Annotated in this window: 20 protein-coding genes and 2 tRNA genes; 16 read left to right on the top strand and 6 right to left on the bottom strand. The window is 67.2% G+C overall.

Translation table 11 applies throughout. From position 1 onward, the window contains the following. Nucleotides 1–361: 361 nt before the first annotated feature. Both GU920_RS12855 and GU920_RS12860 read left to right on the top strand, forming a co-directional pair. The gene (locus GU920_RS12855) at nt 362–1930 is read left to right on the top strand and encodes a helicase HerA-like domain-containing protein (RefSeq protein ID WP_161767490.1); all 1569 of its coding nucleotides are present in this window, start codon (nt 362–364) and stop codon (nt 1928–1930) included. A gap of 101 nt (nt 1931–2031) precedes the next feature. Continuing rightward, nucleotides 2032–2256: a hypothetical protein gene (locus tag GU920_RS12860; protein WP_161767491.1), complete on the top strand. Its 225-nt coding sequence runs from the start codon at nt 2032–2034 to the stop codon at nt 2254–2256. A gap of 15 nt (nt 2257–2271) precedes the next feature. Here the strand turns inward: GU920_RS12860 and GU920_RS12865 are convergent, their stop codons facing one another. The 4 genes from GU920_RS12865 to GU920_RS19735 form a co-directional block, all read right to left on the bottom strand. Further along, a complete protein-coding gene (locus tag GU920_RS12865; protein ID WP_161767492.1) occupies nt 2272–3570 on the bottom strand; it encodes an HlyC/CorC family transporter in 1299 nt (432 codons plus the stop codon). Between the two features lie 67 nt (nt 3571–3637). Then, nucleotides 3638–4585, bottom strand: a complete 948-nt coding sequence (locus GU920_RS12870) for a site-specific tyrosine recombinase XerD (protein ID WP_161767493.1) — start codon at nt 4583–4585, stop codon at nt 3638–3640. A gap of 3 nt (nt 4586–4588) precedes the next feature. After that, on the bottom strand, nt 4589–6019 hold the full coding sequence (locus GU920_RS12875; RefSeq protein WP_328799271.1) for a hypothetical protein: 1431 nt from the start codon (nt 6017–6019) through the stop codon (nt 4589–4591). A 100-nt stretch (nt 6020–6119) separates the two neighbouring features. Further along, the gene (locus tag GU920_RS19735; protein WP_268894632.1) at nt 6120–6254 is read right to left on the bottom strand and encodes a hypothetical protein; all 135 of its coding nucleotides are present in this window, start codon (nt 6252–6254) and stop codon (nt 6120–6122) included. 255 nt (nt 6255–6509) lie between these two features. Between GU920_RS19735 and GU920_RS12880 the strand changes: the two genes are divergently transcribed. Together GU920_RS12880 and aroB are read left to right on the top strand one after the other, a co-directional pair. Continuing rightward, nucleotides 6510–7052: a shikimate kinase gene (locus GU920_RS12880; RefSeq protein WP_161767495.1), complete on the top strand. Its 543-nt coding sequence runs from the start codon at nt 6510–6512 to the stop codon at nt 7050–7052. 1 nt (nt 7053) lies between these two features. Further along, nucleotides 7054–8169 carry a 3-dehydroquinate synthase gene (gene aroB, locus GU920_RS12885; protein WP_161767496.1) on the top strand — a complete coding sequence of 372 codons (1116 nt, stop codon included), beginning with the start codon at nt 7054–7056 and terminating at the stop codon, nt 8167–8169. A gap of 8 nt (nt 8170–8177) precedes the next feature. Here aroB and GU920_RS12890 read toward each other — a convergent pair whose 3' ends face one another. Next, nucleotides 8178–8621: a hypothetical protein gene (locus GU920_RS12890; RefSeq protein WP_161767497.1), complete on the bottom strand. Its 444-nt coding sequence runs from the start codon at nt 8619–8621 to the stop codon at nt 8178–8180. Between the two features lie 165 nt (nt 8622–8786). On the opposite strand from GU920_RS12890, the gene GU920_RS12895 reads away from it, so the two are divergent. From GU920_RS12895 to GU920_RS12950, 12 genes are all read left to right on the top strand, one after another. Next, entirely contained in the window at nt 8787–10274 is a 1488-nt protein-coding gene (locus tag GU920_RS12895) for an alpha/beta hydrolase family protein (protein ID WP_161767498.1), read from the top strand. A gap of 141 nt (nt 10275–10415) precedes the next feature. Beyond that, nucleotides 10416–11654 (top strand): Coenzyme F420 hydrogenase/dehydrogenase, beta subunit C-terminal domain, encoded by a 1239-nt coding sequence (locus GU920_RS12900; RefSeq protein ID WP_161767499.1) that lies wholly within the window; start codon nt 10416–10418, stop codon nt 11652–11654. Nucleotides 11655–11938: 284 nt separating this feature from the next. After that, a complete protein-coding gene (locus GU920_RS12905) occupies nt 11939–12529 on the top strand; it encodes a DUF1989 domain-containing protein (RefSeq protein WP_235933292.1) in 591 nt (196 codons plus the stop codon). Nucleotides 12530–12543: 14 nt separating this feature from the next. Further along, nucleotides 12544–14172: an MBL fold metallo-hydrolase RNA specificity domain-containing protein gene (locus GU920_RS12910; RefSeq protein ID WP_161767501.1), complete on the top strand. Its 1629-nt coding sequence runs from the start codon at nt 12544–12546 to the stop codon at nt 14170–14172. 56 nt (nt 14173–14228) lie between these two features. Beyond that, nucleotides 14229–14627 (top strand): YbhB/YbcL family Raf kinase inhibitor-like protein, encoded by a 399-nt coding sequence (locus GU920_RS12915; RefSeq protein WP_161767503.1) that lies wholly within the window; start codon nt 14229–14231, stop codon nt 14625–14627. 69 nt (nt 14628–14696) lie between these two features. Next, the gene (gene tgt / locus GU920_RS12920) at nt 14697–15827 is read left to right on the top strand and encodes a tRNA guanosine(34) transglycosylase Tgt (protein WP_161767504.1); all 1131 of its coding nucleotides are present in this window, start codon (nt 14697–14699) and stop codon (nt 15825–15827) included. 335 nt (nt 15828–16162) lie between these two features. Further along, nucleotides 16163–18571 (top strand): endopeptidase La, encoded by a 2409-nt coding sequence (gene lon / locus GU920_RS12925; RefSeq protein WP_161767506.1) that lies wholly within the window; start codon nt 16163–16165, stop codon nt 18569–18571. 181 nt (nt 18572–18752) lie between these two features. Then, nucleotides 18753–19271, top strand: a complete 519-nt coding sequence (locus GU920_RS12930; RefSeq protein WP_161767508.1) for an HU family DNA-binding protein — start codon at nt 18753–18755, stop codon at nt 19269–19271. A 13-nt stretch (nt 19272–19284) separates the two neighbouring features. After that, nucleotides 19285–19359, top strand: a tRNA-Val gene (locus GU920_RS12935). 147 nt (nt 19360–19506) lie between these two features. Continuing rightward, nucleotides 19507–19582 (top strand) — tRNA-Val (locus tag GU920_RS12940). A 62-nt stretch (nt 19583–19644) separates the two neighbouring features. Further along, on the top strand, nt 19645–20682 hold the full coding sequence (locus GU920_RS12945; protein WP_161767510.1) for a phosphotransferase: 1038 nt from the start codon (nt 19645–19647) through the stop codon (nt 20680–20682). Further along, complete coding sequence (locus tag GU920_RS12950) at nt 20679–21986, top strand: aspartate aminotransferase family protein (RefSeq protein WP_161767512.1); 1308 nt, start codon at nt 20679–20681, stop codon at nt 21984–21986. Before GU920_RS12945 ends, GU920_RS12950 begins: the two co-directional genes overlap by 4 nt. Here GU920_RS12950 and GU920_RS12955 read toward each other — a convergent pair. Next, entirely contained in the window at nt 21977–23140 is a 1164-nt protein-coding gene (locus GU920_RS12955) for an alpha/beta hydrolase family protein (protein WP_161767514.1), read from the bottom strand. The two genes, GU920_RS12950 and GU920_RS12955, sit on opposite strands and share 10 nt — an antisense overlap. Nucleotides 23141–23270 lie beyond the last annotated feature (130 nt).

Below are 23270 nucleotides of genomic sequence, written 5' to 3' on the forward strand. Positions count from 1 at the left end.
GTCGTATTTTTGCTCCCTGTCGGACTGGCCGACTTCATGGGATGGAACGCTATGCGCTTATCTTCGGTCCGTCAACCGGGAATCTTTTGCGGTGCAAAGCTGAAAACATTGAAGAAAAGCTGTCTTTTCGGTCAAACTTTGCAGGGTGCGCCCCCGTTGGCGCTATCATCTGCGGGCGGCGCTGCGAGTGGTGCGCGTGCCATGGGCGGCAGGCAGCGGCGCGGCCCCAATCCCGCTCTGGCGCGACGGGACAAAGCCTGTATCTTGGCGGCAGGCCGGGCCGGGCAAGGACCCCGGGGAAGGACCCCGGGGCAGCACTGCGCTCCGGCAGGGCAGGCGCAAGGAAAGTACGGGGCAGGACATGACCGATCAGGCAAGCATTTTCGTGGGCGGCGGTGGCGAAGGCTATGGGCTGCCGCAGCAGTTGCTGCTGAAATACGGCAACCGCCATGGTCTGATCGCCGGGGCGACGGGCACGGGCAAGACCGTGACCCTGCAGGTATTGGCAGAAGGGTTCTCGGCCGCCGGGGTGCCTGTGTTCATGGCCGATGTGAAGGGCGATCTGGCGGGGCTTGCCGCCGCGGGTTCGGCCACGCATAAGCTGCACGGCCCCTTTACCGAACGCGCGGCCAAGATCGGGCTGGATCTGCAGTACCGCGCATTCCCGGTGACGTTCTGGGATCTGTTCGGCCAGCAGGGCCACCCGATCCGCGCCACGGTGGCCGAGATGGGGCCGCTTCTGCTGTCGCGCCTACTGGAGTTGACCGAGGCGCAGGAAGGCGTGCTGAACGTGGCCTTCCGTCTGGCGGATGAGGAAGGCCTGCCGCTTCTGGACATGAAGGATCTGCAGGCGCTTCTCGTCTTCATCGGCGAGAATGCCGACACCATCTCCACCCGCTATGGGCTTGTCGCCACGGCCTCGATCGGGGCGATCCAGCGGCGGCTTCTGGTGCTGGAGAATGAGGGGGGGGCGGAACTGTTCGGGGAGCCTGCGCTGGATCTGGCCGATCTGATGCTGACCGATGCCAGCGGGGCAGGGCGGATCAACATCCTTGCCGCTGACAAGCTGATGAACAGCCCGCGCCTCTATGCCACCTTCCTGCTGTGGCTTCTGTCCGAGCTGTTTGAAACCCTGCCCGAGGTGGGCGATCCCGAAAAGCCCAAGCTCGTTTTCTTCTTCGATGAGGCCCATCTGCTGTTTGCCGATGCGCCCAAGGCGCTGGTGGCCAAGGTGGAACAGGTGGCGCGGCTGATCCGGTCCAAGGGGGTGGGGGTCTATTTCATCACCCAGAACCCGGCCGACGTGCCGGAGAATATCCTTGGCCAGTTGGGCAACCGCGTGCAGCACGCGCTGCGCGCCTTCACCGCAAAGGATCAGAAGGATCTGAAGATGGCGGCGGAAACCTACCGCCCCAATCCGCGCTTTGACACGCAGGAGGCGATCCGCGATGTCGGCACGGGTGAGGCGGTGACATCGTTTCTGGAAAACAAGGGTGTTCCCGGCGTGGTCGAACGCACGCTGATCCGCCCGCCGTCAAGCCAGCTTGGCCCGGTCGATCCGGCCATCCGGGCGCAGGTCATGGCCACCTCGCCCGTGGCGGGCAAGTATGACACGGTGCTTGACCGCGAAAGCGCGTTCGAGATGCTGCGCGCCCGCGCCGATGCCGCCGCGCGCGAGGCCGCGCGGGCCGAGGAGGACCGCGCGGCGCCCCGTGATGCCGGGCCTGTGTCCGATGATGACGGCTATACGCGCGCGCGGCGGTATGACGGCGGCGCGCGGGAAGAGGCGCGTTCCAAGCCCCGCAGTTCGTCCAGCCGCAGCGATTCCGTGGGCGAAGCCTTCGCCAAGAGCTTTGCCCGCCAGTTGGGCACCCGCAGCGGGCAGGCGCTGGTGCGTGGCATCCTCGGCTCGCTCTTCCGCAGCCGCTAGGGTCTGGGGTTACCCATCCGCAGGGATGGGTAATCATCCGAAGGAAAGGTGGCAAAGGCGGCGTATTCGCGGCATATTTGCGGCACAGAGGGAGAGGCCCGATGACCGCACAGCCGCAAGAGGACGATGCCGACGATGTCGCCCGGTCTGCCGAAACGGCGGAGCCCGCGGGCGAACAGGCCTATTTCGATCAGGCGCTTTTTGATCTGCACTATCATCTGCTGGCCGTGCGGGTGCAGGGCCTGCCGCCGCTGCCCAACCCGGAAGATTATGGCATCACCGTCGATCATCTGGGCAACGTCACCCGGATCGAAAGCCGTGCCTGAGGCCCGCCGCGGGGGTTAGAGCGGGCGCACGCGCAGCCGCGTGATGCGGTTCTCGCGCCGTTGCAGCACCTCGAAGCGGAAGCCATGGAAACTGAACGTCTGGCCTTCCGAGGGGATGGTCTGGGATTCGTGGATCACCAGCCCGGCAATCGTGTTCGCCTCGTCATCAGGAAGCGACCAGTCATTGGCGCGGTTCAGATCGCGGATCGTCATGGCCCCGTCGATGATGTAATCGCCGGCCTCGTTCCGGCTCAGCCCGCCATCCTTGGCGACCACGTCGAATTCATCGGTGATCTCGCCCACGATCTCTTCGAGGATGTCTTCCAGCGTGATCAGGCCCTGCAGCGCGCCATATTCATCCACCACAAGGGCGAAATGCGTGCGCCGTGTCAGGAATTCGCGCATCTGTTCATCGAGCGTGGTGGTTTCGGGGATGAAATAGGGCTTCATCGCCACCTTCACGATGTCGAGCCCGGCCAGATTGGCCATGCCCACTGTCTCTTCGCTGCGCATCAGGCGGTCCACCTCGCGCAAGAGATCCTTGGCATGGATCACGCCCAGGATGTTGTCATCATTTTCCCGGAAGATCGGCAGCCGGGTGTGGGGTGAGGCCAGCGCCTGCGACAGGATCTTTTCCGGCGGGTCATCGGCGTTGATCATCTCGATCTGCCGCCGGTGGCGCATGATCTCGTCCACCGTGCGGTGGGTCAGGTCGAGTGCGCCCAGCAGGCGGTCGCGTGCGTCCTTTTCCACCGCGCCTTCGGAATGGCCCAGCGCGATGGTGCCTGCGATCTCTTCCCGGATCGCAGTCATCCGGCCTTCGTCATTGCCGCGCACGCCCAAGAGGTGCAACAGCCCGCGCACCACCGCCCGCACCACGCTGACCACGGGCGAGAAGAGGAGGATCAGCACCCGGATGATCGGGGCGACGCGGGTGGCGACGGGTTCGGGATATGTGATGGCAAAGGTCTTGGGCAGCACCTCGCCAAAGATCAGGACGAGGACCGTCATCCCCAGCGTGGCCAGCGCTACGCCCGAATCCCCGAACATCCGCGTGAGCAGCGCCGTGGCAAGCGAGGCCGACAGGATGTTGACGATGTTGTTGCCCAGAAGCAGCGCGCCGATCATCCGCTCGCTGTCTTCGGTCACGGCCATCGCACTGGCCGCGCCGGATGATCCCTTGTCGGCCTGTGCCTTGAGCTTGCCGCGCGAGGCGGCGGTCAGCGCGGTCTCGGACCCGGAGAAGAAGGCAGAGAGGCACAGAAGGCCCAGAATGGACAGGGCGGTGATCCAGAAGGCGGCATCGAGTGTCATGTGAAGTCCGTCAGTCGCGCCGCGCCTTTACGCGGCGCCCGCACTATGCGGGCAGGGGGGCGCAGGCTCAACCCTTCGGTCTGGCTTTCGCCAAGGGGTGATGTTCCAGCACCAGCGCCTTGAGGTGTTCATCCAGCACATGGGTGTAGATTTCAGTGGTGGCGACATCGGCATGGCCCAGAAGTGTCTGGATCACGCGCAAGTCGGCCCCGCCCGCCAGAAGGTGGGTGGCAAAGGCGTGGCGCAGCGTATGCGGTGTCACGCGGGCGGGATCGACGCCCGCCAGAACGGCGATGTCCTTGATCAGCAGATAGAAATGCTGCCGCGTCAGATGCCCGTCGCTGCCCGGCCCGGGGAAGAGGTGCCGGTTGGCGCCCTGTCCCTTGCGACGGGCGGCCTCTTCGCCTGCATCGCGATGGGCGATCCAGTCGGCCAGCGCCGCCCGGGCGGGGGTAGAGAGCGGGACCATCCGTTCCTTCCCGCCCTTGCCACGCACGAGGATCATGCGCGGATCGCCGCGCACGGCGGCCACCGGCAGTTCCACCAGTTCGGACACGCGCATCCCCGTGGCGTAGAGGAGTTCCATCAGGGCGCGGTTCCGCAGCCGCTCGCCCTCGGCCCGCCCCTTGCTGCGCGCGGCCGCAAGCAGGCGATCCACCTCGTCATGGGTCAGCGTTTTGGGCAAGCGCTGTGCCGCGCCCGGCCCCTTGATGCGCAGGGCGGGGTTGTCTTCGCGCCAGCCCTCGGCATGGCCAAAGCGGTAAAGCTGGCGGATCGACGACAGGCGCCGCGCCCGCGTGGCCTTTGACAGGCCTTCGCCTTCGCAGGCGATCAGGTAGGCCTCCACGTCCTCGCGCGTGGCGGTGGCGAAGGCGCGGCCCCGGCGGGCCAGCCAGCCCATGAAATCCTTCAGGTCCCGCCCATAGGCAAGGCGGGTGTTGCGCGCCGCATCGAGTTCCGCCGCCTGCGCCTCGAGAAAGGCGGAAATCCACGCCGGATCATCGCGCGGCGCCATCGCCTAGCCCCGCCGTTCCAGAAGCAACAGTTCCAGCGCGGTGCGCCGCGCCGCCCGCTCCAGCCCCACCTCGCGCAACAGCGCCAGCCCGTCCGTCACCCCATCCAGATCGCCCTGCACCCCGCGCTCGATCTTTTCGATGGCGGTCAGGATCGCCTCGCCCGTGCGGTTTTCTTCGATCAACCGGGAAAGATCCTCGCCCGGTGCAGGGGCGATGAAGGCCGGCGCGATGGCGCGCGCCAGACTGTCGGGCGGCACCAGCCCCGACACATCCCCCTGCGCCAGCCCGATCAGGAATGTCTCAAGCGGGGTGGTGGCCTTCAACCCCTTGGCGATGCTTTCGAAATCGGGGGCGAGCAGGCCCGTGACAAAGGCGATGCGTTGGGCCTCGCCTTCAAAGGGGATCGCTGCCAGCCGCTTGCCGTAGAGATCGGCGAAGGGAACCTCAAGTTCGGCCTGTGTCATCAGGGCCCAGATTTCCGGCAGGCTTTGCGCGATGGCGGCGCGCTCGCCCGATTGCATGGCGGCATCAAAACGCTGGAAGGCGCGGACCCGATCCCAGACCCCGCCCGAGGCCGCCGCGCGCCGTTCGGTGTAAAGCCCCAGCAGCACGTTGGACGAGATCGCCCCCGCGCGTGCCAGACGCTCTGCCGCCTCGACCTGGCTTTTCCATCCCGCCTGCGGGCGCAACTCGGCATGGGCAAAAGCGATGGGCAGCGTGGCCGTGGGCAGGGGTTCGCCAATCGCTTCGAACATCCGCCAGGCCAGCGGTGTGACCGGGGCGGGGGCGGGCAGGGGCGGCTCGCCCTCATAGAGATCGGGGTCGAGAAAGCGCGACAGAAGCGCCTCTTCCGCGTCGGTGATGTAACCCAGCGCCTGACCCGTGCGCAGCGTCAGCGCGGCGGCGTTCCAGTCGCCCGACCGCGCCAGACAGAAGATCCGCGCGGGGAAGGTGGGGGCAAGGCCGGGGCTTTCCACCATGATGCGGCAACCGCGATCCTCTTCCCCCGTCAGCAATGCCACGTCAAAGCTGCGGCGGAACAGGTCGGGGTCACGGCTTCCCGCCGCGTCAAGCAGCGCGCGCGCCTGATCCAGCGCGCCCATGTCCAACAGCTTGTCGATTCGCGCCGTCAGCAGCGCTGCGCTCTGGCCCGCATCGGCAGGTGGGTCCGCCTCGGCCAGAAGCACCGTCAGCAGAAGGCCGCGCAGCGCGGGCAGGCTGTCCACCCGTTCGGCCCCGATCACGCCCACGATATCCGCGCTGCGCCCCGGCCCCCAGAGCGCCGCGGGCAGCCCGGTGACCGAGGGCGGCAAAAGCCCCAGCGCATCGGGCGAAGGCGCGCCGATCACCGTCACCGCCACGGGTTCCTGCACCACGCCGGTCGATGTGACCGGTGCCTCGGCCTGTGGGGCCACGGGCGCCGGGGTTGTCACGGATTGCGAAAGCCAGTCGATCGCCGATAGCGGCTCTTGCCCTCGTCCAATGGCTGGCTGGGCAGCAAGCAGGGCGGCAAGCGCCGCTGGGCGCCACAGGCTATTCGGCATCCAGCGTCACCGGCACCGTGACCTCGGCCTGATCGGGGCGCATGTCGCCCAGATAGGCATATCCCGTCAGCCCGATGAACCCCAAGATCGCCAGAACCAGCAGCCCCTTGATGATCCGCCCCATAGCCCCTTGCCTCTTTGTCTTCCTGTCCGTTCGTTGCGGACCTTGTCGCCTGCGGCCGTACTGGGCCGCCGTCACCGATACAACGCTTGCCGTGCCTGACCGCCCTGTCATACCGCAAGCGGTTGGGAAAGGCACGCCGCCTTGCGCGATTATATATGGCTTTCGCCCGGACTTCACGCCATTGAAGGGGGCAGGGATGGTGGTCCGGCGGGCGGAATTGCGCCGGCCACGCAGGTGTGATGTGGGCAAGGGGCGATGCAGCGACTGAAGAAAACGGTCGTCATGGTCGGGATGATGGGGGCGGGCAAGACGGCGGTGGGCACGGCGGTGGCCCGCGCCTTGGGCGTGCCATTCCGCGATTCGGATGAAGAGATCGTCAAGGCCGCCAACCGCTCCATCGCCGAGATCTTCGAACGCGACGGCGAGCCATTCTTCCGCGCCCGCGAAACCGAGGTGCTGGCCCGCCTGCTGCGCGGTGCGCCCTGCATCCTGTCCACGGGTGGGGGGGCGTTCCTGTCGGATGCCAACCGTGCGCTGATCCAGAAGGCGGGCGTCGCCGTCTGGCTGCGGGCCGATCTCGATCTGCTCTGGCAGCGCGTGCGGCACAAATCCACACGGCCGCTTCTGCGGACGGCCAACCCGCGCGAAACCCTGCGCCAGCTTTACGAGGCGCGTGTCCCGTTCTACAGCCAAGCCGCGATCACCGTGGACAGCGCCGCCGATCTGTCCATCGACGAGATGGCCGCCAAGGTGATCGCGGCGCTGAAGCTGCGCCCGGATGTGCTGGAAGGGGAATAGGATGGCTGTCGATGTGGTGCCTGTGGACCTTGGGGATCGCTCCTACGAGGTGCGGATCGGGCCCGGCCTGATCGACCGGGCCGGGGCGGAAATCGCGCCGCTGCTGAAGCGCCGTCGCGCCGCGATCATCACCGATGAAACCGTGGCCCCCTTGCATCTTGCGCGCCTGACGGCGGCGCTTCAGGCCGAGGGCATCGCCACGGCGTCCCTCTCGCTGCCTGCAGGGGAACAGACCAAGGGCTGGGCCGAGTTTTCGCGCGCCGTCGAATGGCTGCTGGAACAGAAGGTGGAACGCCGCGATATCGTCATCGCCTTTGGCGGGGGCGTGATCGGTGATCTGGTGGGCTTTGCCGCCGCCGTCCTGCGGCGCGGGGTGCGCTTCGTGCAGATCCCCACCACGCTTTTGGCGCAGGTGGACAGTTCGGTCGGCGGAAAGACCGGCATCAATACCGCACAGGGCAAGAATCTTGTGGGCGCCTTTCATCAGCCATCCCTCGTGCTGGCCGATATCTCTGTACTGGAAACCCTGCCGCCGCGCGATTTTCTGGCCGGTTACGGCGAGGTGGTGAAATACGGCCTGCTGGGCGATGCGGCCTTTTTCGACTGGCTGGAGGCCCATGCCACGACCCTCGCCACCGATCCCGCGCATCGGCAATATGCCGTGCGCCGGTCGGTGGAGATGAAGGCGGGCATCGTGTCGCGGGACGAGACGGAAGAGGGCGAACGCGCGCTTTTGAACCTTGGCCATACCTTCTGCCATGCGCTGGAGAAGGCCACGGGATATTCGGATCGCCTGCTGCATGGGGAAGGCGTGGCCATCGGCTGCGCCCTGGCGTTTGAACTGTCCCAGCGTCTTGGCCTTTGCGCGCAAGAGGCGCCCAGCCGCGTGCGCGCCCATCTGCGGGCCATGGGGATGAAGGTGGATCTGGCTGATATTCCGGGGGATCTGCCGGGGGCAGAGGCGCTGGTGGCGCTGATGGGGCAGGACAAGAAGGTGATCGACGGGCGCCTGCGCTTCATCCTTGCGCGCGGGATCGGCGCGGCCTTCGTGGCCGAGGACGTCCCCCCCGACCGCGTGACCGCGCTTCTGGACGAGGCGCTGGCCGCGCGGCGCTGATCCCTGCGCTAGAACAGCACCTTGTAGCTGTTGCCAAGCGTGTCGGTCGCGGTTCCCGTGCCGCTGGTGGTACCGCTGCCCATCACGAAGGTACCCTGCACGATGGTGCCGTCCTTGCAGACGGCGTAAAGTTCGCCCGAATTCACGCCCGCCACGGTTTCCCGATCGCGGCCCAACCGCCCGCCCAGATCGCGGATCGACAGGTTGATGCCGCGTTCGCGCGTCACCACGGTGGGTGCGACGGTCGTCCAGGTTCCCGTGCAGCGCGGCCCCTTGGGGATGCGGAAGCGCAATTCGCCGGAATTGTCGTTGCTGTTCGTGGCCGTCGCGCGGATGACCGGCGGCGGCAACTCGGCAAAGAGCGGGCCTGCGGTGGGATAAAGCTGCATCTCCTTGGACGCGCCACAGGCGGTCAGCAGGACAAGGGACAGAAGGGCAAGGCTGCGATGCAAGGAAGACCCCGTTCAGGAAAGTGACTCAGTGGCGCGGGACCCTATGCGGAGCGCGTGCGCGGGGCAATGCCCCGCCCCGCGTCCCCCGGTCACAGTTTCGCAACTGTGGCCTTTGTGCGGAAGCGTGTTAGGTGGCGCAGGCGTGGCAGGTGGAGGAGGGCGGCGATGCGGGCAGGTGTGGCAGTGCTGGCGGTCATCGCCATCCTTCTGTCCATCTGGCGGCTGGAAGCCGGGCGTCAGGGCCTGACCATCGCGCCCTTCGCGATCCCCGATGGTCCGCCCGCGACGATCTACCTCGCGCTCGGCGCGGGGCCTGCGCCTGTGGTCGTGGTGGCGCATGGCTTTGCCGGATCGCGCCCGCTGATGGAACCTTTCGCCCTGGCGCTGGCGCATGCGGGCTATGTTGTTGTCAGCTTCGATTTCATGGGCCATGGGCGCAACCCGCGCCCGATGACCGGTGATGTCACCACCATCAACGGCACCACCCGCCTGCTGCAAGACGAGCTGCGCCGTGTGGCAGAGGCGGCGCTGGCCCATCCCCGCGCCGATGGGCGGCTGGCCTATCTGGGCCATTCCATGGCGTCCGACATCATCATCCGTGCGGCGGAGGACACACCCCCGGTGCAGGCCGTCGTCGCGGTTTCTGCCTTTTCGCAGGCGGTGACGCGCGAGAGCCCGCCCAACCTCCTCCTCATCAGCGGGGAATGGGAGGGGATGCTGCGGGACGAGGCGTTGCGCATGGTCCGGCTCACCGATCCCGGGGCGGCAGAGGGCCAGCTGGTCGGCGCCGTTGCGGAAGGAACCGCCCGGCAGGCCATTTTTGCCCCGAAGGTGGAACATGTGGGTGTCCTCTATGCGCCCTCTGCACTTGATGCGGCGACGCGGTGGCTGGACGCCACCTTCGCCCGAGGGGGCGCGCAACCGGCACAGGCGCGGGGCGGGTGGATCCTGCTTCTGCTGGCCGGGATCACCGCCGTCGCCTGGCCCTTGGCGCGCGCACTGCCGGCAGAGCGGGGGCCGCCCTCGGCACCCCTGCCACGCCGGATCTTTCTGATCGTCGCGCTCTTTCCTGCCGTTGTGGTGCCGCTGGTGCTGGCCCCTTTCGACATCCGGCTGTTGCCGGTGCTGGTGGCGGACTACCTCGCCCTGCATTTCGCGGCCTATGGGGCGCTGACGCTGCTGCTGCTGGCCCGTGCTGGGCGGCTGGTGGGGCAGTTTCCCGCCCGCGTCTGGCCGCTGGCCGGGTTGGTGGCCGTGGTCGCGCTGGCGGGGTTCGGTCTGGCGCTTGATCGGTATGTGGCGAATTTCCTGCCCCATCCGGGCCGCGTTGCGGTGATCGCGGGCCTGGCGCTCGGCGCGGTGCCCTATTTCCTGGGCGACGCGCTGCTGACCGAGGCCGGGCGCGCGCCGCTCTGGCGGGTGCTGGTGGTGCGCGGCGCGTTTCTCCTGTCGCTTCTTCTTGCGGTCGCATTGAATTTTGATCGGCTGATGTTCCTCCTCATTATCCTGCCGGTCATCCTGCTGTTCTACCTTCTCTTCGGTACCATGGCGGGCTGGATCGGGCGGCGCACGGGTCTGGCGGCGGTGGCGGGGCTCGGCTTCGGGCTGGTGCTGGCCTGGTCGCTGGGGGTGACCTTCCCGATGTTTGCCTGACCCGATGTTTGCCTGACCAGATGTGCGCTTTAGCGCTGCATGGCCATCTGTCAGGATAAGTTGACACATCTGCTGGACGTGCCGCCGCCACCGCGCTAGCCTCGGCGCACAGGGCCGCCCCGGCCCGCGAAAGCCGCGCCCATGCCCGATGGCCCGATCCCGCCCAGCCCCGGCCTCGTTGCCCCCGCCTTGGGGGGTGCCCCGCGCCCGGGCCTGTGCACCGATTGCGGCATCTCGCGCATGGGGGATGGCAAGGCCTGCGGCCGCGCCTGCCAGTTCATCGCCCCCGACTATCCCGCCCGCGAACGAGAGGCCCATGCCCGGGCGGCCGATCCGGGGCAGGGGGAAGAGGCGTTTTTCGGGGTCACCCGCCGGATGCTGCGCGCCCGGCTGACCGATCCTGCGCCCGGCGCGCAATGGACCGGGATCACCACGGCGCTGGCCGCGCGCCTGCTGGAGAGCGGCGCCGTCACGGCCGTGCTCGCCACGGCGCCCGATCCGGCGGATCGCTGGAAACCCCTGCCGGTGCTTGTGACCGAGGCTGCCGCGCTGGCGGGGGTCCGGGGCATGCGGATGGGCTTTGGCCCCACGCTTGCCCTGCTGGAACCCGCCGCCGCGGCCGGTCACCGCCGCATCGCCGTCATCGGCATCCCCTGTCAGGTGCATGCCCTGCGCGCGCTTGAGGCCGAGCTTGGATTTGAGCGCATCTACGTCATCGGCACCCCCTGTTCCGACAACACCACAACCGCGAATTTCCACCATTTCCTTGCCCAGATCGACCCGGCCCCCGACGCGATCAGCTATCTGGAATTCCGCGCCGATTACCGGGTGGAGCTGCGCTATGACGATGGCCGCCCCACCCGCAGCGTGCCCTTCCTGAAACTTCCGCTGTCGAAATTGCCCGCCGACTTTTTTCCGATGACCTGCAAGACCTGCGTGGATTACACCAACCGTCTGGCCGACATCACCGTGGGTTATATGGGCGGGGACGGCGATCAGTGGATCCTGACCCGCAACGACCGCGGGGAAGAGATCCTCGCGCTGCTGGCCGATCGGCTGACCGTCAAATCCATCACCGACAAGGGCAGGCGCGCGGGTGCCGTGCGCGGCTTTCTTGCCAATACCGAACGCGCGGCCGGTGGTCTGCCGCTGCGTGCCATGCCCGATTGGGCGCGCCCCATCGTGGCCTTCCTGCAACCCCGCATCGGCCCGCGCGGCCTTGAATTCGCGCGCGCGCGGGTCGAGATGAAGGCGATCGAGACGGTCCTGCATCTGCGCCGCGCCTTCCCGGCGCGGATGAAGAACATGATCCCCGGTCATGTCTGGCGCCTTGTCGCGCCCTATGGCCTGACACCGCAGCCGGGCGAGGAGAAGGAGTAGGGCGGCGCGCGCCCCCGTGCCGGGGCCGCGCACACCTTTAGCCTCGCCTGCGCGCCTTCGCGCTCGGCTCGGGGCGAAGGGGGCCTGCCGCCCCCTCTGTCGTCGCGGTTCCCGCGCCGCCATTCACCCCCCGCGGGTATTTTCCGCCAAGATGAAAGAGGCAGGCGTCTGCCCCTTCACCTTGGCCCAAATACCCAAATCCCCGCCTGAGACAGGCGCAGCTGCGCGGGCCTTGCATCCCTGTGCGTCTGCGCCCATCGTCGGGGAAAGCGGGAGGGATGGCCATGGAAACGGTACCGGCGCGGCGGGGCAGGGCGGTGCGTCTGATGGCGGGGCAGGCGATCCGCATCGTGAACACGCATGGCACGCAGGTGGTGGACACCTGGGCCTTCAATGCCGCCGATCCGGGAGAGTTCCTGTCGATGCCGCATCTTCATGCCGCGCTGGGATCGGTCTTCCCGGCGCGGGGGGATGCGCTGGTGACGAACCGGCGGCGGCCGATCCTGATGCTGGAGGAAGATACCTCGCCCGGGCGGCATGACACCGTGATCGCGGCCTGTGATGTGCACCGCTACCAGTCGCTCGGCTGTGCGGGGTATCACGACAATTGCACCGACAATCTTCAGGCCGCGCTCGCGATGATCGGCTTTCCCGCCACGCTTTGCCCACCGCCCCTGAACCTGTGGATGAACATCCCCATCGCCGCCGATGGCCGCATCACCTGGGGCGAGCCCCTGTCGCGGCCGGGCGACCATGTGGTGCTGCGGGCGGTCATGGATTGCGTCGTGGCCATGTCGGCCTGTCCGCAGGACATGATCCCCATCAATGGCCGTGACTGCACCCCGGTCGAGGTGCAGTATGAGGTGATCGCCTGAAAAGGGGGGCCGCCATGGCACAGCATCCCGTCCTGACCTTTCATGGCGCCGCCCGGGCGGTGACCGGGTCCTGCTTCCGGCTTGATGTGGCCGGGGGGGCGCTGCTGGTTGATTGCGGGATGTTCCAAGGGTCGAAGACGGAAAAGACCCTGAACTACCGCCCCTTTCCCTTTGACGCCGCCCAGATCCGCGCCGTCCTTTTGACCCATGCGCATATCGACCATTCCGGCCTTCTGCCCAAGCTGGTGCGCGACGGCTTCCACGGGCCCATCCATGCCACCCCGGCCACGTTGGACCTGTGCGGCGTGATGCTGCCCGACAGCGCGCATATCCAGGAAAGCGAGGTCGAGATGCTCAACCGCCGCAATCGGCGGCGGGGGGGCGCGGATGTGACCCCGATCTATGACGCCCGCGATGCCGAGGCGACGCTGGCGCTGTTCCGCCCGCAGGAGATGGGTGCGTGGTTCACCGTGCTGCCGGGCTGCCGGGCGCGGTTCTGGAATGCGGGCCATCTTCTTGGCTCCGCGTCGATCGAGGTGGAACTGTCCGCCCCTAATACGCCCCTGCGCCTGCTCTTCTCAGGGGATATCGGCCCGGATACGAAGCTTTTGCAAGCCGATCCCGAGGGGCCCTCAAGCCTCGACTATGTGATCGTCGAATCCACCTATGGCGATGTAGACCGGATCGAGGCCAGCGCCCCCCATCGCCGCGCCACGCTGCGCGATGAGGTGCGCGCGGCCTGGCGCGAGGATGGGGTGCTGCTGATCCCGACCTTCGCGGTAGAGCGCGCGCAGGAACTGATCGCCGATCTGGCCACGCTGATGATGGCGGGCGATATCCCTTTCTGTCCCATCCATGTCGACAGCCCGATGGCCACCCGCGCCACGGCCCTGTTCGCCAAACATGCGCGCGCGCTGGAGGGGGGCGCGGCGCTGACCGACGGGTTGAAGCTGCACCATCTGCATTTCACGGAAACGGTGGAGCAGTCCCGCGCCCTGGCGCAGGCGCGGGGCTTCCACATCATCCTTGCCGCTTCGGGTATGTGCGAGGCGGGGCGCATCCGCCACCATCTGAAGAACTGGATCGCGCGCGACGCGGCGACGCTGCTGCTGGTGGGCTATCAGGCCGAGGCGACGCTCGGCCGCCTGCTGCAAGACGGCGCGCGTCAGGTGCGCATCCAGGGCGAGGCGTTTCCGGTGCGCGCGCGGGTTCGCTCGATCGACCTCTATTCCGGCCATGCAGACGGGCCGGAACTGGCGCAATGGATCGCCGAGCGCGCACCGATCCGCCACGGCCTGTTTCTGGTGCATGGGGAAGAGGAGGCGATGGCGGGTCTTGCGGCGCGGCTGACCGCCCTGCCTGCCGAGCGGATCGTCGTGCCCGCGCTGGATGACAGCTACAACCTGACGGAAAATGGCTTTGTCCGCCGCGCCAATTCCGATCCGCCGCGCCTTGCCCCCGAACAGGTGGCGCGGATGGATTGGCATAATGATGTGTCGCGCCTGATCCTTGATATCAACGAAGCCCTGCGCGCCACCGCGGATGAGCGCACGCGCAACACCCTGATCCGCCGCCTGCGCCACGCGCTGGAGGAAAGCGGCCATATGCCACCGCCGCGAAAACCCGCGCGGCACCGGCAATGAGGGCCCGGGCTGCGGGCCTTGATGAAACGTGTCACCCCCCACAGAAAAGGTTTGCCATGTCCCTTCTGACCCGCCTGATGACCGCAGCGATCCTGATGACTTCGCCGATCCCCGCTCTCGCCTTCGAGATCGCCTTCACCTGGGATGGGCTGAAGCCCTGCAGCAGCGGCAATCCGGGAACGGTGCCCAGCCCAGCCTTCGCCGTAAGTGACGTGCCCGAAGGCACGGCCTTCATCCGCTTCAAGCTGGTGGATCGCGATGTGCCGGGCTTCAACCATGGGGGCGGCGTCGTGGCCTATGCGGGGGGCGATGTGATCCCGGCGGGGCAGTTCAAATACAAGCAGCCCTGTCCGCCGGATGGCGTGCATCGCTATGAATGGACGGCGACCGCACAGACAAAGAAGAACGGCGGCAAGCTGGCGGTGGCCAAGGCGGCGCGGCCTTACCCGGAATAGAACTGTCCCCTCTTTCCATCCCGCCCGCCTTGCGCCAAAAGGGGCCGCTTTCAGGAAAGGGCAGCGACCATGGCGCAGGGCTTCGGCTTCACGCTTCACGCAACCGACGGCGCGGCGCGCACGGGCGTGATCCATACCCCGCGGGGCGAGATCCGCACGCCTGCTTTCATGCCGGTGGGCACGGCCGCCACGGTCAAGGCCATGCTGCCCGAAAGCGTGCGCGCCACGGGGGCGGATATCCTTTTGGGCAATACCTACCACCTGATGCTGCGCCCCACGGCGGAACGCATCGCCCGGCTTGGCGGATTGCACAAGTTCATGAACTGGGACCGCCCGATCCTCACCGATTCAGGCGGCTTTCAGGTCATGTCGCTGGCCTCGCTCCGCAAGCTGACCGAGGAAGGGGTGCGGTTTTCGTCCCATATCGACGGCTCCAAACACATGCTGTCGCCCGAGCGCAGCATGGAGATCCAGAAACTCCTCGGTTCCGATATCGTGATGTGTTTTGACGAATGCCCCGCCCTGCCCGCGACCGAGGCAGAGGTGGCCAGGTCCATGCAGCTGTCCATGCGGTGGGCACAGCGGTCGCGCGACGCGTTCGGCGACCGGCCCGGTCATGCCCTGTTCGGCATCATGCAGGGCGGCGTCACGCGTGACCTGCGCGAGGAATCGGCGAAGGCCCTGATCGAGATCGGCTTTGACGGCTATGCCGTGGGCGGCCTCGCCGTGGGCGAGGGGCAGGAGGCGATGTTCGGCGTGCTCGACTATGCCCCCGGCTTCCTGCCCGTGGACAAGCCGCGCTATCTGATGGGGGTGGGCAAGCCCGATGATATCGTGGGCGCGGTGGAGCGCGGGATCGACATGATGGATTGCGTGCTTCCCTCCCGCTCGGGCCGCACGGGGCAGGCGTGGACGCGACGCGGCCAGATCAACATCAAGAACGCCCGCCATCAGGACGATCCCCGCCCGCTGGACGAGGACTGCACCTGTCCTGCCTGCCGGAACTATTCGCGCGCCTACCTGCATCATGTGAACAAGGCGGGCGAGATCATCGCCTCCATGCTGATGACATGGCACAACCTCCAGTACTATCAGGACCTGATGCAGGGCCTGCGTGATGCGATCGCGGGGGGTCGCCTGTCGGCCTTCGTGGCCGATTTCCACGCGCGCCGGGCCGAAGGTGACATCCCGCCGCTCTGACACCCCATCGGTGACGCCGTCCCGAGCGTCGGCGGCGTTGCCTTTGTCATCGGCGATCACGCCGGCAGGGCCGGTGGCCGCGTCTTTGCGAAAGGGGGGCGGGCGATGCGGCATGATCCGTGCAAGGGGGCGGCAGGACCGGGCATCGGTCCCGCAGGATTCGACCAAAACCCGCCTTGCCCCGGCCCGCGCCGGGGCGCATCATGGAGACAAGATGACGTGAAGGCGTGGTTGACTCGCCCCTTTTGCGCTACCAGATATGGATGCCGAACAGGGGAAGGCCAAGCGCTGCCGATGACCGGGGCCGGTGCCTTCCTGCCAGACAAGGAAACATGATGAGCGATTCCCTTTCCCCCAGCTATCCGGTGCTTCCGCTCCGCGATATCGTGGTGTTCCCGCACATGATTGTCCCGCTCTTTGTCGGACGCGAGAAATCCGTGCGCGCGCTGGAAGAGGTGATGGCCGATGACCGCCAGATCCTGCTGTCCAGCCAGATCGACCCGTCGGTCGATGACCCCGATACGGACGCGATCTATCGCGTCGGCGTGCTGGCCAATGTGCTGCAACTGCTGAAACTGCCCGATGGCACAGTGAAGGTGCTGGTCGAAGGCAAGACCCGTATCCGCATCACCGATTTCGTCCCCAATGACCGCTTCTTCGAGGCGCGGGTCGAGCCGCTGACGGAAACGCTGGGCGACAAGGCGGCGGTGGATGCGCTGCTCCGTGCCGTGGCCGAAGAGTTCGAACGCTACGCCAAGATCAAGAAGAACATCCCCGAAGAGGCGCTGGCCGCCGTGGCCGAGACGCGCGAACCCGCCCGTCTGGCCGATCTGGTGGCGGGACATCTGGGCATCGAGGTGGGCCAGAAGCAGGAGCTTCTCGAAACGCTCGAGGTGTCGGAGCGTCTTGAAAAGGTCTATGGCCAGATGCAGGGCGAGATGAGCGTCCTGCAGGTGGAGAAGAAGATCAAATCCCGCGTCAAGACCCAGATGGAGAAGACGCAGCGCGAATACTACCTGAACGAACAAATGAAGGCGATCCAGCGCGAGCTGGGCGATGGCGAGGAAGGCCAGAACGAGATCGCTGAACTGGAAGAGCGCATCAGCAAGACCCAGTTCTCCAAGGAGGCCCGCGAAAAGGCGGAAGCCGAGTTGAAGAAGCTCAAATCCATGTCGCCCATGTCGGCCGAGGCGACGGTGGTGCGCAACTATCTCGATTGGCTTCTGGGCGTGCCGTGGGGCGTGAAGTCCCGCGTCAAGAAGGACCTGTTCAAGAGCCAGGAGGTGCTCGACAAGGACCATTACGGTCTGGAAAAGGTCAAGGAACGCATCGTCGAATACTTGGCCGTGCAGGCCCGCAGCGCCAAGCTGAAGGGTCCGATCCTGTGCCTTGTCGGCCCCCCGGGCGTGGGTAAAACCTCGCTGGGTCGGTCTGTGGCCAAGGCCACGGGGCGGGAATTCATCCGCATCAGCCTCGGCGGCGTGCGCGACGAATCCGAGATCCGGGGGCATCGCCGCACCTATATCGGTTCCATGCCCGGCAAGATCATCCAGGCGCTGAAAAAGGCCAAGACGACCAATCCGCTCATCCTGCTCGATGAGATCGACAAGATGGGGCAGGATTTCCGTGGCGATCCGGCGTCGGCCATGCTCGAGGTGCTCGATCCCGAACAGAACTCCACCTTCGTGGACCACTACCTTGAGGTGGAATACGATCTGTCCAACGTGATGTTCATCACCACGGCCAACTCCTACAACATGCCGGGGCCGCTTCTGGACCGGATGGAGATCATCAGCCTTGCGGGCTATACCGAGGATGAAAAGCGCGAGATCGCCAAGCAGCACCTAATCCCCAAGCAGATCGAAGGCCATGGCCTGCGCAAGGGCGAATTCAAGGTGACGGACGAGGCGCTGACCGAGGTGATCCGCACCTATACCCGCGAGGCGGGGGTGCGGAATCTGGAACGCGAGATCGCCAAGCTGGCCCGCAAGGCCGTGACCGAAATCGTCAAGAAGCAGGGCAAATCCATCGAGGTGACGCCCGAGAAGCTTGAAGATTATCTGGGCGTGAAGCGCTACCGCTATGGTCTGGCCGAGAAGGAAGATCAGGTGGGCGTCGTCACGGGTCTGGCCTGGACTAGCGTGGGCGGTGACCTTCTGTCGATCGAGGCGCTGAAGCTGCCCGGAAAGGGGCGGATGAAGACCACGGGCAAGCTGGGCGACGTGATGAAGGAATCGATCGAGGCGGCGGCGTCCTATGTCCGCTCCATCTCGCCCGAGCTTGGCATCAAGCCGCCGAAGTTCGAAGCGATCGACATCCACGTCCACGTCCCCGAAGGCGCCACGCCCAAGGATGGCCCCTCGGCTGGCCTTGCGATGGTCACCTCTATCGTGTCGGTCCTGACGGGGATCCCGGTCAGGAAGGACATCGCCATGACGGGCGAGGTCACGCTGCGCGGCAATGCCTTGGCGATCGGCGGGTTGAAGGAAAAGCTGCTGGCGGCGCTGCGGGGCGGCATCAAGACGGTGCTCATCCCCGAAGAGAACGCCAAGGATCTGCCCGAGATCCCGGCCAATGTGCGCGAAGGCCTGACCATCATCCCGGTCAGCCATGTGCGCGAGGTGCTGAAACTGGCCCTCGTCCGCGCGCCCGAGCCGGTGGAATGGGACGAAGCGGCGGAAGAGGCGGCCGCAGCCGCAGCCAAGGCCGCGGCGGATGCGGCGCGCACGCAGGTCGCGCACTGATCCGCGGCGGGATCCTGAACAGGGCAGGGGGCGCAGCGCGGCTGCGCCCCTTTGCATTTGCGCATGGATGCGGCCTGATTTGTACAAATCGCACATTGCAGCAGTGGAAATCCGCCCGCAGCCCGGTTACGCTTCGGCAATCGAAACGGTCCGGCAGGACCACCAACAGGGCAGTGATGTGATGGCCACCAGTTCCGCCAAGAAACCCGATATCCGCAAATCCTCTGCCACCGCGAAACCCGCGGGAAAGGCGCCCGCCAAGGCTGCGCCTAAGGCTGCAACCAAGGCGGTGGTGACAGCCCCCAAGATGGCGGCGCCGCAGGCGGCGGCGGCTGCACCCACAGCGCCCGAAACCGGCGCGGATCTGGTGGTGGCGCCGGTCGCGCCCGCCGACAAGAAAGCCAAGATCGCCGCGCCGCAGTTGAAGAAAAAGGAACTGATCGCCCGCGTCGTCACCGCGCTGGACGGCAAGAAGAAGGGCAACGTCAAGGATATCGTCGAAGCCACGCTCGCCACCCTTGGCGAGGCCCTGCAAAAGGGCGAGGCGCTGAACCTGCCCCCCTTCGGTCGCGCCCGCGTGTCGCGGCAGAAGGGCGAAGGGGCCGCTTCGCTGACCACCCTGCGCCTGCGTGGGGCCGGTGCGAAAAATGCCCCCAAAGGCGGCAAACAGGCCCTTGCAGAGGATGGCGAAGACGACTAAACAGCCGCGCACCGGGCGATTAGCTCAGCGGTAGAGCGCTTCGTTCACATCGAAGATGTCAGCGGTTCAAATCCGTTATCGCCCACCATCGTTTCCCGCGAACGCCTCGGATCTATCCGGGGCGTTCGTCATTTCTGGCTTGTGCTATGGCCGGCCGTGCCGCAGCGGCGCCCGCGCAGGCCCGCGCCTTTCCCCTTGCCGCCTGCCCGCAGCATGGGATACACCCCGCCGCGTCGGGTGGTTAGCTCAGTTGGTAGAGCGTCTCGCTTACACCGAGAATGTCGGGGGTTCGAGTCCCTCACCACCCACCACGGCCCCCCTTTCCTTTTCCGCTGCTTCCTGCTGAAACTTGCGCAGCAACAGGAAGACCGCGATGACATCCGCCCCGCTCGGGCCTCTGCTGGACAGCCGCCCCCCTGCCTTTGCGCAAGGTGAGATTGCCGCTTGGCTGGATCGGCACTGGGCGCTGTCGGGTGACCTTGCGCCGCTGACATCGGAGCGCGACCAGAACCACCGGCTGGATGCGGGGCAGGGGCGGTTCGTCGTCAAGATCGCGAATGTCGCTGAACCCCATGCCCTGCCGCGCTTCCAGTCGCGCGCGCTGCGCCATGCGGCGGCGCGGGATCCGTCCTTGCCGATTCCCCGGGTGGTCGCCGCGCGGGATGGGGCGGATGATGTGGTCCTGCCTTCGGGCCATCTGATGCGCGTCCTGACCTGGCTGGACGGCGCGCCGCTGGCGGGCCTGCCCGCCAGTCCCGCGCAGGCGGCGGGCGTGGCCCGCCTGGGCGCGCGTCTGACGCGCGCGATGGGTGGCTTTTCCGACCCCGCCGCCGATCATGTTCTGCAATGGGACATCAAGCAGGCCGCCCGCCTGCGCCCCCTCTTGGTCCATATCGCCGATCCTGCGCTGGCCCGCCTGGCCACCGCCGCGCTGGACCGTTTCGATGCCCATGTCGCCCCGGCGCTGCCGGGCCTGCGCTGGCAGGTGATCCATGGCGATCTGAACCCACATAACGTGCTGGGCGATCCAGCCCGGCCCGATCAGGTGACCGGCATCCTCGATTTCGGGGACATGGTCCACGCGCCCATCGTCTGTGATCTGGCGGTTGCCGCGGCCTATGCACTCGATCCCGCGCGGCCCGGCCCGTCGCTGGCGGCCTTCGCCGCCGCCTGGGCGGCAGAACACCCGCTGACGCGGGCCGAGCGGGACCTCCTCCCCGATCTCGTCGCCGCGCGGATGGTCACCACCCTTGCCATCACTGGCTTCCGTGCCGCCCGCTACCCCGAGAATGCGGCCTATATCCTGCGCAACGCCCCTTCTGCCGCCGCAGGGCTGGCGTCGCTGGCCGATGCCGGGCCGCAGGCCATGGCGCGCGCCCTGTCCGACCTTCAGCCGATGGATTGCCCATGACGCGCGACCCGATGCCCAATGCCTTTGTCCCCGGGCAGGGCGAGCTTGGCCCGACCGAAACTGCGATGGTCGAACGCCGCCAGCGCCTGCTTGGCCCGGCCTACCGGCTGTTTTACGAAACCCCCGTGCATCTGGTGCGGGGGGAGGGCGTCTGGCTTTATGATCCCGACGGCAACGCCTATCTCGACACCTACAACAACGTGGCATCGGTCGGCCATTGCCACCCCCGCGTGGTCGCGGCGCAGGCCGCGCAGGCCGCGCAACTGGCCACCCATACCCGCTATCTGCATGACGGCGTGCTCGCCTATGCCGAACGCCTGCTGGCGCATTTCCCCGCCCCCCTGTCGCATGTGATGTTCACCTGCACGGGGTCCGAGGCGAATGATCTGGCGCTTCGCCTTGCCCGGGCGGCCACGGGTGGGACGGGGGTGATCGTCACCACCAACGCCTATCACGGTGTCACCGCCAGCGTTGCGGAATGTTCCCCCTCGCTCGGGCCGGGTGTGCCGCTGGGGCCGCATGTGCGCACCGTCCCGCCCCCGGATGCCCGCCACGGCGATCCCGGCACCACTTTCGCCGCCCATGTGCAGGCCGCGATTGACGATCTTGCCCGCCATGGCATCCGGCCTGCGCTTCTGATGGTGGATACCGTGTTTTCCTCCGACGGGCTCTTTGCCGATCCTCCGGGGTTCCTTACCCCGGCCGCCGCCGCGATCCGCGCGGCGGGTGGTCTGTTCCTCGCCGATGAGGTGCAGCCCGGCTTCGGGCGGACGGGGGACCAGATGTGGGGCTTCCAGCGCCACGGCGTCACGCCCGACATGGTGAGCCTGGGCAAGCCGATGGGCAACGGCTATCCCGTGGCGGCCCTCGTCCTGCAGCCCGCCGTGATTGCCGAATTTGGGGCGAAAGCGCGCTATTTCAACACTTTCGGCGGCAATGCCGTGGCGGCGGCCACGGCCATGGCCGTGCTTTCGGTGATCGAGGATGAGGGGCTGATGGCCAATGCCGCCCAAGTCGGCGCCACGTTCCGCGCAGGCCTTGCGGCACTGGCCGCGCGCTATCCCGCGCTTGGCGATATCCGCAGCGCGGGCCTCTTCCTTGCCGTCGATATCGTCACGGATGGCCAGCCCGATCCGGCCCGCGCCGCGCGCATGGTCAACGACCTGCGGGCCGAGCGCATCCTGATCTCGGCCACCGGCCCGCGCGGCCATGTACTGAAGATCCGCCCGCCGCTCGTCTTTTCCGAAGACAACGCCGCCTTCTTCCTCGACCGGATGGAGGTTGTCCTGCGCCGTCAGGGCTGACCCGCGCGCCGCCATTCCAGCCGCAGGCCCGGCGCGCCCGTGGCCCCGAAACCCGCCGGATGCCCCCCGTCGAACGGGGCCAGACGCGCGGCCTGATCCGCGCCGCGCAACGCCTGATCGAGAAAGGCCGCGATCATGTGCTGGGCCACGTTGTTCATGCGCAGGCTGTCCCAGACCGGATCGGCATAGTGTTCGAAGGGCGGGAAATCCAGCCAAGGCACCCGCGCCCAGGCCTCATGCGGGGCCGGGATGGGGGCAGCGGCGTTGTGGCCCGCGCCTTGAAAGGTGAGAAGCCAGCGGTCGCACCCCGCCGCCGCCTCGAAGACGCGCCGAATGCCACCCGTGTAGCCCGAGATGTCATCCCCATCCCCGCCGATCACCAGCATCGGCACCCGGATCGCCGCCAGCGCCCGATCGCTCCAGAACCCGTGCTGCGCGCCCCAAGGCCCGATCGCCACGATGGCCCGAAGCCCCGGCAGCGCCTCTGCCGTGCCCTCGGCATGACGCGCCATCAGATCGCCCCGCGCGCCGCCCGGCCAGCCGGTCCCTGTGTCCGACAGGCCCGCCCCCGCGCTGATCAGCGCGCCATAACCCCCCATCGAATAACCCACAATTGCCGCGCGGCCCGGCTCTATCATCTGCGGAAAGGCTGCCTCAGCGGCACGGGTCAGGAAGGCCTGATCCCAGGCGCGGTGCAAAAGCGTGATGCCGAAATCCGCCACGCCCGCCAGCCGATCCTCATAGGTGCTGCCCGGATGATCCGCCGCCACCACCACATGCCCACGCGAGGCCAGCGTTTCGCCCAGATGCGCCATCAGAAAGCGGTTCCCCGGCCAACCATGCGACAGGATCACCAGCGGGAACTGCCCTTCTTCTGCATCCGCGCCCGCCACGGCGCGGCCCTGCAGCCATGCCTCCTGCCGCCCGTCGCGCAGCGTGGTGCGATAGCGTGCCGCATCGCCCCCGGCGCGCGCCGGATACCAGACCGCACAGCGCAGCACGCGCGGCGCCATCCGCACTGGCCCATCGCCCGAGGCGCGCAGGTCCGGGCGTGGCGGCGTCTCCACCACCCAGTCGCGCCAGCCCACGGCATGGGCGCCATAGCCTGCCATGTCCGGCGCATCGGGCCGTTGCAGATCAATCCGGTTCTCCATGCCCCACCTCCACCCGCCACCATGGCACCGCGTCCCGCGCTGTGCCAGCCTGCACATCCCACGCGCGCAGGCGGCAGGTGACCCCGGCCCCGCCTTCCCCTACATTCACCCCATCTCACAGGAGGCCGCG

It is taken from the genome of Paragemmobacter ruber (assembly GCF_009908315.1).
GTDB classification, from domain to species: Bacteria; Pseudomonadota; Alphaproteobacteria; order Rhodobacterales; family Rhodobacteraceae; genus Paragemmobacter; species Paragemmobacter ruber.